At 40.6% G+C, this 14284-nt stretch carries 15 protein-coding genes and 1 riboswitch; of the genes, 9 read left to right on the forward strand and 6 right to left on the reverse strand.

Annotated features, from left to right (window positions below):
- The first annotated feature begins 254 nt into the window (after positions 1 to 254).
- Positions 255 to 1844: a bifunctional phosphoribosylaminoimidazolecarboxamide formyltransferase/IMP cyclohydrolase gene (gene purH / locus LG402_RS18870; protein WP_227336123.1), complete on the forward strand. Its 1590-nt coding sequence runs from the start codon at positions 255 to 257 to the stop codon at positions 1842 to 1844.
- Positions 1845 to 1856: 12 nt separating this feature from the next.
- Positions 1857 to 3146, forward strand: a complete 1290-nt coding sequence (gene purD / locus LG402_RS18875; protein ID WP_166539404.1) for a phosphoribosylamine--glycine ligase — start codon at positions 1857 to 1859, stop codon at positions 3144 to 3146.
- A 27-nt stretch (positions 3147 to 3173) separates the two neighbouring features.
- On the opposite strand, the gene LG402_RS18880 is transcribed toward purD, so the two are convergent.
- From LG402_RS18880 to nudC, 6 genes are all read right to left on the reverse strand, one after another.
- Entirely contained in the window at positions 3174 to 3836 is a 663-nt protein-coding gene (locus tag LG402_RS18880) for a DUF1481 domain-containing protein (protein ID WP_227336124.1), read from the reverse strand.
- 44 nt (positions 3837 to 3880) lie between these two features.
- Complete coding sequence (locus tag LG402_RS18885) at positions 3881 to 4153, reverse strand: HU family DNA-binding protein (protein WP_004246922.1); 273 nt, start codon at positions 4151 to 4153, stop codon at positions 3881 to 3883.
- A 190-nt stretch (positions 4154 to 4343) separates the two neighbouring features.
- Positions 4344 to 4934 carry a YjaG family protein gene (locus LG402_RS18890; RefSeq protein WP_072071056.1) on the reverse strand — a complete coding sequence of 197 codons (591 nt, stop codon included), beginning with the start codon at positions 4932 to 4934 and terminating at the stop codon, positions 4344 to 4346.
- A 74-nt stretch (positions 4935 to 5008) separates the two neighbouring features.
- On the reverse strand, positions 5009 to 5677 hold the full coding sequence (gene nfi, locus LG402_RS18895; RefSeq protein WP_166539405.1) for a deoxyribonuclease V: 669 nt from the start codon (positions 5675 to 5677) through the stop codon (positions 5009 to 5011).
- Positions 5670 to 6743 carry a uroporphyrinogen decarboxylase gene (gene hemE, locus LG402_RS18900; RefSeq protein ID WP_109410145.1) on the reverse strand — a complete coding sequence of 358 codons (1074 nt, stop codon included), beginning with the start codon at positions 6741 to 6743 and terminating at the stop codon, positions 5670 to 5672. The genes nfi and hemE overlap by 8 nt, the downstream gene beginning before the upstream one ends.
- Before the next feature lie 88 nt (positions 6744 to 6831).
- Positions 6832 to 7617 carry an NAD(+) diphosphatase gene (gene nudC, locus LG402_RS18905; protein WP_109410146.1) on the reverse strand — a complete coding sequence of 262 codons (786 nt, stop codon included), beginning with the start codon at positions 7615 to 7617 and terminating at the stop codon, positions 6832 to 6834.
- A 146-nt stretch (positions 7618 to 7763) separates the two neighbouring features.
- On the opposite strand from nudC, the gene LG402_RS18910 reads away from it, so the two are divergent.
- The 7 genes from LG402_RS18910 (at position 7764) to thiH (ending at position 14163) form a co-directional block, all read left to right on the forward strand.
- Positions 7764 to 8444: an HAD family hydrolase gene (locus LG402_RS18910; RefSeq protein WP_227336125.1), complete on the forward strand. Its 681-nt coding sequence runs from the start codon at positions 7764 to 7766 to the stop codon at positions 8442 to 8444.
- Between the two features lie 44 nt (positions 8445 to 8488).
- Positions 8489 to 8611, forward strand: a riboswitch (TPP riboswitch).
- 129 nt (positions 8612 to 8740) lie between these two features.
- Positions 8741 to 10693 carry a phosphomethylpyrimidine synthase ThiC gene (thiC, locus tag LG402_RS18915; RefSeq protein WP_227336126.1) on the forward strand — a complete coding sequence of 651 codons (1953 nt, stop codon included), beginning with the start codon at positions 8741 to 8743 and terminating at the stop codon, positions 10691 to 10693.
- The gene (gene thiE, locus LG402_RS18920) at positions 10677 to 11324 is read left to right on the forward strand and encodes a thiamine phosphate synthase (RefSeq protein ID WP_227336127.1); all 648 of its coding nucleotides are present in this window, start codon (positions 10677 to 10679) and stop codon (positions 11322 to 11324) included. Before thiC ends, thiE begins: the two co-directional genes overlap by 17 nt.
- Positions 11318 to 12067, forward strand: a complete 750-nt coding sequence (locus LG402_RS18925; protein ID WP_227336128.1) for a HesA/MoeB/ThiF family protein — start codon at positions 11318 to 11320, stop codon at positions 12065 to 12067. The genes thiE and LG402_RS18925 overlap by 7 nt, the downstream gene beginning before the upstream one ends.
- The gene (thiS, locus tag LG402_RS18930; RefSeq protein ID WP_098941733.1) at positions 12064 to 12264 is read left to right on the forward strand and encodes a sulfur carrier protein ThiS; all 201 of its coding nucleotides are present in this window, start codon (positions 12064 to 12066) and stop codon (positions 12262 to 12264) included. The genes LG402_RS18925 and thiS overlap by 4 nt, the downstream gene beginning before the upstream one ends.
- Before the next feature lies 1 nt (position 12265).
- A complete protein-coding gene (locus tag LG402_RS18935; protein ID WP_227336129.1) occupies positions 12266 to 13045 on the forward strand; it encodes a thiazole synthase in 780 nt (259 codons plus the stop codon).
- A complete protein-coding gene (gene thiH, locus LG402_RS18940) occupies positions 13045 to 14163 on the forward strand; it encodes a 2-iminoacetate synthase ThiH (RefSeq protein WP_109410153.1) in 1119 nt (372 codons plus the stop codon). The genes LG402_RS18935 and thiH overlap by 1 nt, the downstream gene beginning before the upstream one ends.
- The last annotated feature ends 121 nt before the right edge of the window (positions 14164 to 14284 follow it).

Genomic DNA, 14284 nt, shown 5'->3' on the forward strand with positions numbered 1-14284 from the left:
AAAAATCGTTTGCTTAATTCCACAGCAAAACCCCTAGTTATACGCACTTATCAACAATTTTATCCACAGATGTCCTTTTTACATAAAATTAGCATGTCAAACGCAATCGTTTGCGTTATTATGAGGGCCTATTAAGTAAGATTGATTTTGTGTCCATCTTCTGAAATGTTAGTTAAGCAAACACAATTTCACTGTATTAATGTGATTTAACTTCATCATTACTACCGTTATACCAAACCCAAGGGATAAAACTCATGCAACATCTTCGTCCTATCCGCCGTGCGCTTTTAAGTGTGTCTGATAAAGCAGGTATTTTAGAATTTGCTAAAGCGCTTGTTGAAAGAAACGTAGAACTATTATCTACAGGTGGAACTGCACGTCTATTAGCAGAAGCTGGCTTACCTGTTATCGAAGTTTCCGATTATACCGGTTTCCCAGAAATGATGGATGGCAGGGTAAAAACGCTGCACCCTAAAGTACATGGTGGCATTTTAGGTCGCCGTGGACAAGACGATGCAATTATGGAAGAACATGAAATTCGTCCTATCGATATGGTCGTCGTAAATCTTTATCCTTTCGCTAAAACGGTAGCTCGCCCAGATTGCTCATTAGCAGATGCTGTAGAGAATATCGATATTGGTGGACCAACAATGGTTCGCTCAGCAGCGAAAAATCATAAAGACGTTACGATTGTAGTAAATAGTAATGACTATGAAAGAGTGATTGAAGAAATGGATAATCACGAAAACAGTCTTACGTTAGATACTCGTTTTGATTTAGCGATTAAAGCCTTTGAACACACAGCCGCTTATGACGGAATGATTGCTAACTACTTCGGTCAGAAAGTTGCACCTTATTATGGTGATACTTCACAACCATCAGGCACTTTCCCTCGTACCTTGAATCTGAACTATATAAAGAAACAAGATATGCGTTATGGCGAAAATGCGCACCAGCAAGCTGCTTTCTATATAGAAGAGAATATAGAAGAAGCATCTATTGCCACTGCAAACCAATTACAAGGCAAAGCGCTTTCTTATAACAACATTGCTGATACTGATGCGGCATTAGAATGTGTGAAATCATTTTCCGAGCCTGCATGCGTTATTGTGAAACATGCAAATCCTTGCGGTGTTGCAATTGCGAACACGCTCGAACAAGCATATGACAATGCATTTAAAACTGATCCAACCTCTGCATTTGGTGGCATTATCGCATTCAATCGTCCATTAGATGCAAAAACAGCAAGTGCGATCATCGAACGCCAGTTTGTTGAAGTGATCATTGCTCCTTCTATTAATGAAGATGCACTACCAATTTTAGAAACAAAACCAAATGTTCGTGTATTAGCCTGTGGTCAATGGCAAGAGCCAAAACCTGCTTTTGACTTCAAACGAGTCAACGGTGGGCTTTTAGTTCAAGATCGTGATTTAGGCATGGTTAAAGAAGAAAACTTAAGAGTAGTTACTCAACGCCAACCAAGTGAACGCGAACTTAAAGATGCACTCTTCTGCTGGAAAGTGGCTAAATTTGTAAAATCAAATGCCATTGTTTACGCTAAAAATGATATGACAGTCGGTATTGGTGCAGGACAAATGAGCCGAGTATATTCTGCAAAAATTGCAGGTATAAAAGCTGCTGATGAAGGTTTAGAAGTTGCAGGTTGCGCCATGGCTTCAGATGCATTCTTCCCATTCAGAGATGGCATTGATGCGGCAGCACTTGCCGGTGTAACTTGTGTTATTCAACCTGGTGGCTCAATTCGTGATGATGAAGTGATTGCCGCTGCCAATGAACACAACATCGCAATGATTTTCACCAATATGCGTCACTTCCGTCATTAATAGGATATTGATATGAAGATTTTGATTATTGGTAATGGCGGTCGTGAGCACGCTTTAGCATGGAAAGCGGTTCAATCCCCGCTTGCAACACACGTTTTTGTTGCGCCAGGTAATGCGGGAACTGCATTAGAGAAAGGTGTGCAAAATGTTGCAATTAGCGCAACGGATATTCCGTCATTACTGACATTCGCACGAGAAAATAAAATTGATTTAACCATTGTTGGCCCGGAAGCACCACTTGTTATTGGTGTTGTTGATGCGTTTAAAGATGCAGGGCTGACTATTTTTGGCCCGACAAAAGGTGCAGCTCAGTTAGAAGGCTCAAAAGCCTTCACTAAAGATTTTTTAGCACGCCACAATATTCCAACAGCGGATTATCAAAATTTCACTGAAATAGCCCCTGCACTAGAGTATTTAAATAAAGTAGGCGCACCAATTGTTATCAAAGCCGATGGTTTAGCAGCAGGAAAAGGCGTTATTGTTGCAATGACGCAATCTGAGGCTGAAAATGCTATAAAAAATATGCTAGCAGGTAATGCCTTTGGAGATGCTGGGCATCGCATTGTTATTGAAGAATTTCTTGATGGTGAAGAAGCCAGTTTTATCGTCATGGTTGATGGTGAACACGTTATTCCAATGGCAACAAGTCAAGATCATAAACGTGTTGGTGATGGTGATACTGGCCCTAATACTGGTGGGATGGGCGCTTACTCGCCTGCCCCCGTTGTCACTAATGAAATCCACCAGCAAGTAATGGAAAAAATCATTTACCCAACAGTAAAAGGCATGGCTTCTGAAGGTCATCGTTATCAGGGTTTTCTTTATGCTGGGCTGATGATTGATAAACAAGGCGTTGCAAAAGTTATCGAATTTAACTGTCGTTTTGGCGATCCAGAAACTCAACCTATTATGATGCGTATGCAATCTGACTTAGTTGAGCTTTGTTTAGCTGGAGCAAAAGGCAATTTAAAAGGTAAAGATTCTGTTTGGGACCCTCGTCCTGCTTTAGGTATTGTTATTGCGGCTGGCGGCTATCCTGCTGATTATCGCCAAGGGGATATTATCGAAGGCTTAACAGCAACATCGTCCAAAACCGGAAAAGTATTTCAAGCAGGAACAACTCTGAATAATGAAGGTGAAGTTATCACTGCTGGCGGAAGAGTGCTATGTGCGACGGCATTAGGTGATGATATCGAGCAAGCGCAAAAAAATGCTTATGCTTTAGCGGAAGGTATTCATTGGAATGGCGCTTTTTATCGTCATGATATTGGTTATCGTGCAATTGCGCGTTTAAAGAAGTAAGTCACTAAATACAGCAGAAGGGAGTGATCACAAACTCTCTTTTGTTGGCTCCCATTTGCAGAAATCATGGTCGGCTACCATAAGCAACTGTTTACCTTCTGGTGAATCAAGCCAAGCAACATAAGAAGGTTTACTTGGATTACGTGTTCTCGTTTTTAACCAGCGTTGTTCTGGCCCTTCAAATGAAACACTCACTTTCTCGCCAGCACATGTTGTCATTGTATTTTGATACCAGACACCCTGTACTAAGTTCACTTTTCCAATAGTCAGCGCTTCGCTGATTTCACGTTCTTTACTTGCAGCAAACACCATTCTTAAACGCTCATCTTCTGTTAATGCTCGTTTTTGCTTCTGACTTTCCTGTTGCATGAAAATGACTTCACCACGTTTATTTAAACGAAGGTGCCAAGATGAGGGATCATTTTGATTAACCACTTCAGAACGGACTTGCCAAAGCTTATTCTGGCGATACTCATAGAATGTGATGATGGTTTCTGGCTTTTTATAAAAGCTATAAACGCTCATGATCACTTGAGGCTCTGACGTTTTATTATTTAAACGCCATAGTCGCACAACACCTTCATCTGCAATGTACCCTGTTGCAGAAAATTCAGGGAGTTGTACTGTCGAAGAGCAGGCGCTGAGCAAAAAAGCTGATCCTATTGCTAACAGCCCCTGTCGTTTCAACAAAAGGGGAGTAAATCCCCCTCTATTGTTCATTCCGTTCAAAGGAATTATTTTACTGCGTCTTTCAGTGCTTTACCGGCAGTAAATGCAGGAACATTAGCTGCTGCAATTTTAATTTCTTTACCAGTTTGAGGGTTACGACCAGTACGCTCAGCACGGTGATTTACCTTGAATGTACCGAAACCAACTAACTGTACAGAATCGCCTTCTTTCAGAGCTCCTGTTACTGAGTCGATAAACGCTTCAATAGCAGCTTTTGCCTGAGTTTTTGTCAGATCCGCTTTTTCAGCAACTGATTCGGTTAATTCAGCTTTGTTCATAAAATAGTCCTTAAAGTATGTTTTATCGTTTGAAAAACATCTGGTGAAAAAACTTAACTTATCTTTTTAAGAAGATGAATTAAGTAAAACACCTGAGCCACTTCTTTTCGTACCCAATGTAGAACATACACGGGGGTGATGTGAAGTCTTTAAACGTCGCTTTTCAAGCACCAAATCACGTTTTTCTGATTTAGTGCGTTAATTCTATACCGATATTGCTCATTCCTGCTTCACGAAGGTCTGCACGTAGACCTTTAATCAGCTCGATATCTCTTTCTTCACACTCTACAAGTAGGCGGTAAATTTCCCATTGGATATCGAATTCTTCAATAACAACAGGCAGTGATCTTAGCTCTTCTTCGCTCATTTCTCTTTCTGCTTGTGTCATTTCAAGTGAAGCAACCGTCCCTACTGATAATTTGCTGACTTCAATAGCATGACTTAGCGATTCACCGCTTAAACGAGAGTGAACAACTTCACTCAAGGCGACACAGGCATCAATCGCTGGATAGACGCCGTAAATATCAAATTGAGATGCATCAGGAATAGCTTCTTCTAACTTCTCTAATTGAGAATCAAAATTCACTTTTGCATCTTTCACCGTTAAAGTTTCCCAAACCAGATCGAGAATACGGCGATAAAGCGTTGGATCAGCAAATCCTGTTTCACGACAAAATACCTGATAATTTGGATACATTCGCTCACACAGGCACGCCATAAACGTCAGGTGTTGCCAAGCCTCTAGCTTTTCTAAACGTAAATGGATTGGGTTCTTCAACATTCGTGATTACTCATTTTCTTAACTTAGGCGCAGTTTACCTGAAAATTAAAAATATCCACATATTTCCCGGTCATTTAGAGCTTATTCTTATTCAACTGCTCAAATAATCGCCTATTTGAAGCAATACCATCAGCCCAACGCGTTGGTTCTGGCAATCGATACCCTTTCATACACAACTCAACCCACTGCAAAGCACCTTCCATACTCACTTTATGACCCGGAGATATATACAGGGGTTTACATTTTTTCTTACTGCGATAAATCCACCCTATTTGCTCATTCTTATCCATCAATGGCTCATGACTTCCCATATCTTCATTGACCGCCCGATCAGTACCACATAAACGACTTTTTGCTACGCCAATAGTAGGCGTGTCTACTAATAAACCAAAATGGCTGGCAACACCCAGCCTTCTAGGATGAGCGATACCTTGCCCATCGACAAAAATAAGAGAAGGTTTCTGTTTAATTAATTGCCAAGCAGACAGTAATGCTGGGCACTCTCGAAATGAAAGTAAACCAGGGATGTAAGGAAGAGTTGTAGATATTCGCGCGATTTGGTATTCAAGAATTTCAAAAGAAGGGTAATGCATTATCACGATGGCAGCGCGAGTGACTGCGCCACCATCTTCAAAACCAACATCAGCACCAGCAATATAAGTAGGCATTGTAAATTGGTCTGTCAAAATAACTTGTTGAGCTTTTTCTGTCTGCTCCTGACGCAATTGTGAGGTATTAATCATTATCCTGATGATAAGGCTTCGATAAACGGTGAACCGCATCAATAAATGCACCAGCATGCTCTGGTGGAACATCTTGATGAATACCGTGCCCAAGATTAAAGACATGACCGTTGCCTTTACCAAACCCAGCAAGAATAGTTTCGACTTCTTGCTCTATTCTAGCTGGTGGCGCATACAGCATAGAAGGATCCATATTACCTTGTAAGGCTACTTTATCCCCTACTCGACGACGTGCATCTTCGATATCAATCGTCCAATCTAGCCCTAATGCATCACAACCTGTTGCTGCCATTGCTTCTAGCCAACGACCGCCACCTTTAGTAAATAAGGTTACAGGAACTTTTCTTCCATCGTATTCGCGAATAAGACCATCAACAATCTTATGCATGTAGTGTAATGAGAAAAGTTGGTAATCACGTCCTGTTAGTACACCACCCCATGTATCAAAGATCATAATGGATTGTGCACCCGCTTTAATTTGAGCATTCAAATAAAGGATAACGCTATCTGCGAGTTTATCCAGTAATAGATGTAGTGCTTGTGGCTCTGCGTACATCATTTTTTTTATTTTTGTGAAGGCCTTACTACTTCCACCTTCCACCATGTAGGTTGCCAGTGTCCAAGGGCTTCCCGAAAAACCGATTAATGGCACACTGCCTTGCAATGCATGACGAATTGCACGTACTGCATTCATTACATAGCCAAGTTCGTCTTCAGGATCAGGAATTGGCAGTTTTTGAATATCGGCAAGGCTATTTATTGGGGACTTAAAACGAGGTCCTTCACCAGTTTCAAAGTAAAGGCCTAGCCCCATTGCATCAGGGATAGTTAAAATATCAGAAAATAAAATAGCGGCATCTAAAGGAAAGCGTCTTAAAGGCTGTAATGTCACTTCACATGCCAATTCTGTATTTTTGCACAATGAGATGAAATCCCCCGCCTGTGCCCGTGTTTCCTTATACTCAGGAAGATATCTGCCTGCCTGACGCATCATCCAAACTGGGGTGACATCAACAGGTTGGCGCAGCAGCGCACGTAAATAGCGGTCGTTTTTCAACTCACTCATGACTAACTCCATTAACAGTAATAGGGCCGCAAAATAGTATGTATTGTAACATGCTGGAAAAATAACTGTTGGCAGACAACGCCTTTATTTAGTTCTTTTCTTTATCTTGTCTAATATTCGCTATCGTATCTTCTATTAAGCGTCGCGCAATAGTATCTGGAGGTGGGATCTGTGGTAGTTGATCGTAACGATACCAAGCCGCACTGGTTAATTCAGAAGGATCATGGCGCAACTCTCCTCCATCGTAATCAGCCAAAAACCCCATCATTAAAGAATGAGGGAACGGCCAAGGTTGAGAGGATACGTAGCGAATATTACGAATACGAATATTACTTTCTTCAAATACTTCGCGAGCGACGGCCTCTTCTAAGGTTTCACCAACCTCAACAAAACCAGCGAGCACAGTATAAAGAGGGGAATGCTTATGCCTAACATGATGTGCGAGTAAAATTTTATCTTCATGACGAATACCCACAATAATACAAGGGGCAATCTGTGGGTAATAACGTTCATGACAGTTATCGCATAAACAAGCCCATTCACTCTCACTATGGCGCATTTTAGAACCACAATAGCCACAAAAACGATGAGAACGATAAAACTCTGCTAACTGAACACCACGACCCACTAGTTTAAATAAATTCTCATCTTGCGAGGCGATAAGCCTTGGCGAACACATATCGTTATCCATTTTTCCATGAATAAGCCAAACAGTTTCACCCTGCCATTCACCAACAATTTTGGCGTGTTGACCAACTAGCTCCCAATCCTTTGCAAAACCAAAAGGGAGTTCACCTTTCGGTAACCACACTCGCCCACCGAGGCTGACTGTCCACCAGCCTTTCTCTGATCCCGTTAACGTATATAAATGCATAATGATAATTCTATCCAAAATAATGATATAGAATTAAGGATACTCTCTTTAGTAAGACCCTCTCAATGTATTATGATTATTCTCTATAATTTATTAACATTCAAAAGGGGTTTCATAAATTTTATTTATAATAAAGGAATGCTAATATGACTGATAAAACCCAAAATAAAATTGCGATTTTTGATTTAGATGAAACGCTTTTAGCGGGTGATTCTAGTCGTTTATGGACACGTTATTTATGGGATAAAAAAATAGTCACTGATCCTCATTTCCTAAAACTAGACGAACAAATGATTGCAGACTATTACGCCGAAAAGCTGGATATAAACCAATATCTTTTTCAACATCTAGCATATTTTAAGCATCATAATATAGATAAAATAAATCATTGGATTAATGACTTTACTGAAACAAAAATTCAGCCTCTGCTTTACCCACAAGGAATATCAATAATTACACAATATCGGCAGCAAAATATTCCCGTTATGATTATTTCAGCAACAATGTCCTTTCTCGTTCACGCTATTGCAAAACAACTCAATGTGGATGTTTCAATGGGTATTGATATGCAAATTAAGGACAATCATTACACTGGATTTATTGAAGGTATTCCTACCTTTCGAGAAGGAAAGGTTGAGCGTTTAAATCAATGGAAAGAAGCCAATAACATTAATAGTTTTTATGTTTGTTTCTATACTGATTCATCTAATGACCTTCCATTATGTTACCAAGCGGATCGTGTTATCGCAGTTAATGCAGATAAAAAATTAACTCAAGTTTCGGATGAAAAAGCGTGGGAACAGCAACATTGGAATTTAAATAAATAACCCATGCTGGACTTGTAGTTTTCAAAATCTTTCATATACTGGACTTCTTCTTGTCGGAGTGCCTAGTGTTTATAAGGCTATTATAAACACAGGCTGAGACCGTTAATTCGGGATCCGCGGAACCTGATCGGGTTAATACCCGCGAAGGGAACAAGAGTGATTCGACCTTTTGATAGCTTCATCCGTATATTTTTTATACGCCTATCTGTCGATACTCCCTGCGACCTCCAGACAAGCATTTTTCTCAATATTCACCCGACAGGCTACAGCCTGCATGATATTTATTAGGAAATGCTATGTCCCAAAATCAAACTATATCCGTTAAAGATATTTCACCAACAAACAACAAACTGCGCCCACGAAAAGAGCAGCGTGATGCAGCTCAAGAATTTATCAGCACCATTCAAGGTGTCAGTTTCCCAAATTCAAACCGCATTTACCTCGAAGGATCACGTGCTGATATTCAAGTCCCTATGCGTGAGATCCAACTTGATAAAACGCTAGTAGGAGGATCAAAAGATTCCCCTGTTTTTGAAGATAATGAACCTGTACCTGTATACGACACATCAGGCCCTTATGGCGATCCGGCTTCTCAACTCGACGTTAATCTTGGATTAAAAAAAATACGCCAACCATGGATTGATGAGCGCAATGATACTGAAGCGCTTTCACTCTTAAGCTCTGATTTCACCCAACAACGTCTTTCTGATGCAGGATTAGAACATCTACGTTTCCCGTTAAAGCCTAATCCTAAAAAAGCCCTACAGGGTAAAAGCGTGACGCAATTGTATTATGCTCGAAAAGGTATTATCACACCTGAAATGGAGTTTATTGCTATTCGTGAAAATATGGGGCGTGAACGTATTCGAAGCGAAGTATTACGTCAACAACATGCAGGATTCAGCTTTGGTGCGCATCTCCCTGACAATATTACCCCTGAGTTTGTACGCCAAGAAGTTGCTGCTGGTCGAGCTATCATTCCTGCCAATATTAATCACCCAGAATCAGAACCAATGATTATTGGTCGTAATTTCTTAGTGAAAGTGAATGCCAATATCGGAAATTCTTCTGTAACGTCTTCGATTGAAGAAGAAGTTGAAAAGCTAATTTGGTCTACACGTTGGGGAGCAGATACCGTAATGGATCTCTCAACAGGCCGTTACATTCATGAAACACGTGAGTGGATCATTCGTAATAGCCCCGTTCCTATCGGCACAGTTCCAATTTATCAAGCACTCGAGAAAGTTAACGGTATTGCTGAAGATCTCACTTGGGAAATGTTCCGAGATACCTTGCTTGAACAAGCAGAGCAAGGTGTTGATTACTTCACTATTCATGCAGGCGTATTGTTACGTTATGTGCCAATGACGGCAAAACGCCTAACGGGTATTGTGTCTCGTGGCGGTTCGATAATGGCGAAATGGTGTTTATCACATCATAAAGAGAATTTCCTCTACGAGCATTTCCGTGAAATCTGTGAAATTTGTACCGCTTATGATGTTTCCCTTTCACTGGGCGATGGGCTAAGACCGGGTTCAATTCAAGATGCTAATGATGAAGCACAATTCTCTGAATTACATACTCTAGGTGAACTGACAAAAATTGCATGGGAATATGACGTTCAAGTCATGATAGAAGGCCCAGGCCACGTTCCAATGCAGATGATCCGCCGCAATATGACAGAAGAATTAGAGCATTGTCATGAAGCACCATTTTATACATTAGGTCCTCTCACTACGGACATTGCACCGGGTTACGATCACTTCACATCAGGTATTGGTGCAGCAATGATTGGTTGGTTTGGTTGTGCAATGCTCTGTTATGTTACTCCTAAAGAACATCTAGGTTTACCAAACAAAGAAGATGTAAAACAAGGGCTTATTACTTATAAAATTGCGGCTCATGCTGCCGATTTAGCCAAAGGACATCCCGGCGCTCAAATCCGTGATAATGCTATGTCGAAAGCCCGCTTTGAGTTTAGATGGGAAGATCAATTTAATTTGGCGCTTGATCCTGAAACAGCACGCCAATATCACGATGAAACCCTTCCTCAAGCATCAGGAAAAGTCGCTCATTTCTGCTCAATGTGTGGCCCTAAATTCTGCTCAATGAAAATAACACAAGAAGTACGTGATTATGCGGCTGGTATGGAACAAATGTCTCAGGCCTTTAAAGAGCATGGAAGTGAGTTATACCACAGTGCAGAAATCGCCAGTGTTGAGGTGACTGAAAATGAACAGATCCTCTAACACACCTTTTGCATCAACAGACAAAAAGCTTGGGCTTTACCCTGTTGTTGATTCTGTTGAATGGATCGAACGCCTGTTAAAAACAGGCGTTACTACCCTACAATTACGCATAAAAGATAAACAGCCAGAAGACGTTGAACAAGAGATCATCGAAGCAATAAGGCTAGGAAAACAGTACCACGCAAGACTGTTTATCAATGATTATTGGCAACTTGCCATTAAACATCACGCCTACGGTGTTCATCTTGGTCAAGAAGATCTCGATATTGCGGATCTTGATGCCATAAAACAAGCAGGATTACGACTGGGTATTTCCACTCACGACGAAACAGAATTACAAAGAGCAAAAACATTGCGTCCATCTTACATCGCATTAGGGCATATATTTCCAACTACAACGAAAGATATGCCATCTAAACCACAAGGTTTGGAGGCACTCAAACATCAAGTAGAACAGACACCTGATTTTCCCACTGTTGCTATTGGTGGGATCTCGCTAGAGAGAGTATCTGATGTGATTGCAACAGGCGTCGGGAGTGTTGCTTTAGTCAGTGCAATAACAAAAGCATCTGATTGGCAAAAAGTAACGCGTAAATTATTAGAATTAGTTGAAGGAAAATCGTCATGCTAAATGATAATGATTTTATGCGTTATAGCCGACAAGTGATGTTAGAAGATATTGGTATAGAGGGCCAAAATAAACTTCAACAAGCAAAGGTACTAATTGTCGGGCTTGGTGGATTAGGCTCTCCCGCATCAATGTATCTCGCTGGGGCTGGTATTGGTGAGCTTATTTTAGTTGATGATGATGAATTACATATTTCTAATCTCCAGCGTCAAATTCTTTATCGCACTCAGGATATTCCTGAAGCGAAATCGGATATTGCAAAGCAAGCTTTGCTTGCTTTAAATCCAGATATAAAAGTCACTTCTTATAAACAACGTATTGATGATGATTCATTACTTAAATTAGTTAAAGAAGTCGATTTAGTTTTAGATTGCACTGATAACATGCTCACACGCCAAGCTATTAATCGTGCTTGTGTTGCACAACAAATTCCACTTATTAGTGGTAGTGCCGTAGGGTTTAGTGGCCAGCTTATGGTGTTTGAACCTCCTTTTACGCATGGCTGCTATCACTGCCTCTATCCCGATGAAACAGAACCACAACGCAATTGTAGAACAGCCGGAATTCTAGGTCCTGTTGTGGGCGTTATTGGCACACTTCAGGCACTTGAAGCCATTAAGCTACTCTCTGATTTACCTAGCTCTCTAAGTGGAAAGCTACGCCTTTTCGATGGTAGAAAACAAAATTGGAGTACTTTACGTTTAACACCATCAACAACATGTCCTGTTTGTCGGGGGGTAGCATGAACATTACCGTAAATGACGAACAATATTCTCTGGATATGCCTGTCACTATTTGTCAGCTCCTTATTCAGCTAGAGCAACCACCAATTGGTGTGGCACTTGCCATCAATGAAACCATTGTTCCCCGTGACAACTGGGAAACACATTTTATTAATGATGGCGATACCATTCTTCTCTTCCAAGCAATTGCAGGGGGCTGATATGTTAAAAATTGCTGATACAACATTCACATCTAGACTTTTTACAGGTACAGGGAAATTTGCAACACCAACACTAATGACGGAAGCCATTAAGACTTCCGGCAGTCAACTTGTAACAATGGCAATGAAACGAGTCGATTTAAAAAAGGGAAATGATGACTTAATCGCGCCACTCAAGTCATTAGGTGTAAAATTATTACCCAATACATCCGGGGCGAAAACAGCACAAGAAGCTGTTTTTGCGGCTCGTTTAGCCAAAGAAGCTTTTGGCACTCATTGGGTAAAATTAGAAATTCATCCTGATACCAAATATTTATTACCCGATCCTATTGAAACACTTAAAGCCGCTGAAATCCTCGTTAAAGAAGGTTTTGTTGTTTTGCCCTACTGCAGTGCTGATCCTGTTTTATGTCGTCGTTTAGAAGAAATTGGCTGTGCCGCTGTGATGCCTTTAGGCTCTCCTATTGGCTCTAATCAAGGATTACAGACTCGTGATTTCCTACGAATTATCATCGAACAAGCCTCTATTCCTGTTGTTGTTGACGCGGGCATTGGCGCACCAAGCCATGCTCTTGAAGCTTTAGAATTAGGTGCAGATGCCGTATTAGTGAATACCGCGATTGCTGTTGCTAAAAATCCTATCTTAATGGCACAAGCATTTAAAGCAGCGCTCGATGCTGGTGAACTTGCTCGACAATCTGGTCTTGCGACACCTGCTTCTGTCGTCAATATGCAAGCACAAGCCTCCAGTCCATTAACCCAATACTTGGGGGCATTCTAATGGAAACATTTTCGGATTATTGGCAACAACTTGACTGGGATGACATTACATTAAAACTCAATAGTAAAACCAATGCGGATGTTGAAGCCGCATTAAATCGCCACATTCTTACACTTGATGATTTTATGGCGCTAATTTCGCCTGCGGGTCGGCATTACTTAGAGCCTATGGCTCAACGTGCTCAACAACTCACGCGACAACGTTTCGGCAACGTTGTGGGGTTGTATGTTCCACTTTACCTTTCTAATTTATGTGCAAATGACTGTACTTATTGTGGTTTCTCAATGAGCAATGCCATTAAACGTAAAACATTAAATGAAAGTGAGATCATTGCCGAATGTAATAGCATCCGCCAATTAGGGTTTGATAGCCTGCTATTAGTAACCGGTGAGCATCAAAGAAAAGTGGGTATGGATTATTTTCGCCAATATATCCCCCTTATTCGAGAGAATTTCAGTTCATTAATGATGGAAGTTCAACCCCTTGCAACAGAAGAATATGCCGAGTTAAAAACACTCGGTATTGATGGTGTCATGGTTTATCAAGAAACCTATCATGAACCCACTTATCAGCTTCATCATCTAAAAGGTAAAAAACAGGACTTCCATTGGCGATTACAAACGCCAGATAGATTAGGGCAAGCAGGGATTGATAAAATCGGTTTAGGTGCATTAATTGGTCTTTCAAGCCAATGGCGTAGCGATTGTTATATGGTGGCAGAACATCTCTTATTTTTACAAAAACGCTATTGGAAAAGTCGTTATTCAATCTCTTTTCCCCGTTTACGCCCTTGTGCTGGTGGACTAAGCCCCGCATCAGTAATGAGTGAAGCAGAGTTAGTTCAATTGATCTGTGCTTTTCGTATTTTGGCACCTGATGTTGAGCTTTCACTATCAACCCGTGAATCTCCGTATTTTCGTGATAATACAGTACCATTAGCGATAAATAACATTAGTGCAGGTTCTAAAACTCAACCTGGCGGGTATTCTGATAGTCATGAAGAATTAGAACAATTCTCTCCAAATGATAATCGCCATGTTAATGATGTGATTAACGCATTAAAAGAGCGAGGATTACAACCCGTATGGAAAGACTGGGATAATTACTTGGGTCGTTAATTAAAGTTTAAATAATATAAAACCGCCTTTAGTTTATTTAATTAAAAATAATAAAGGCGGTTTTTATTATATTTTAGATAAAAAATCATAATTTCATTCCACTCAAACAAAAAATAAAACA

It is taken from the genome of Proteus sp. NMG38-2 (genome assembly GCF_020640995.1).
In the GTDB taxonomy this organism is placed as follows: Bacteria; Pseudomonadota; Gammaproteobacteria; order Enterobacterales; family Enterobacteriaceae; genus Proteus.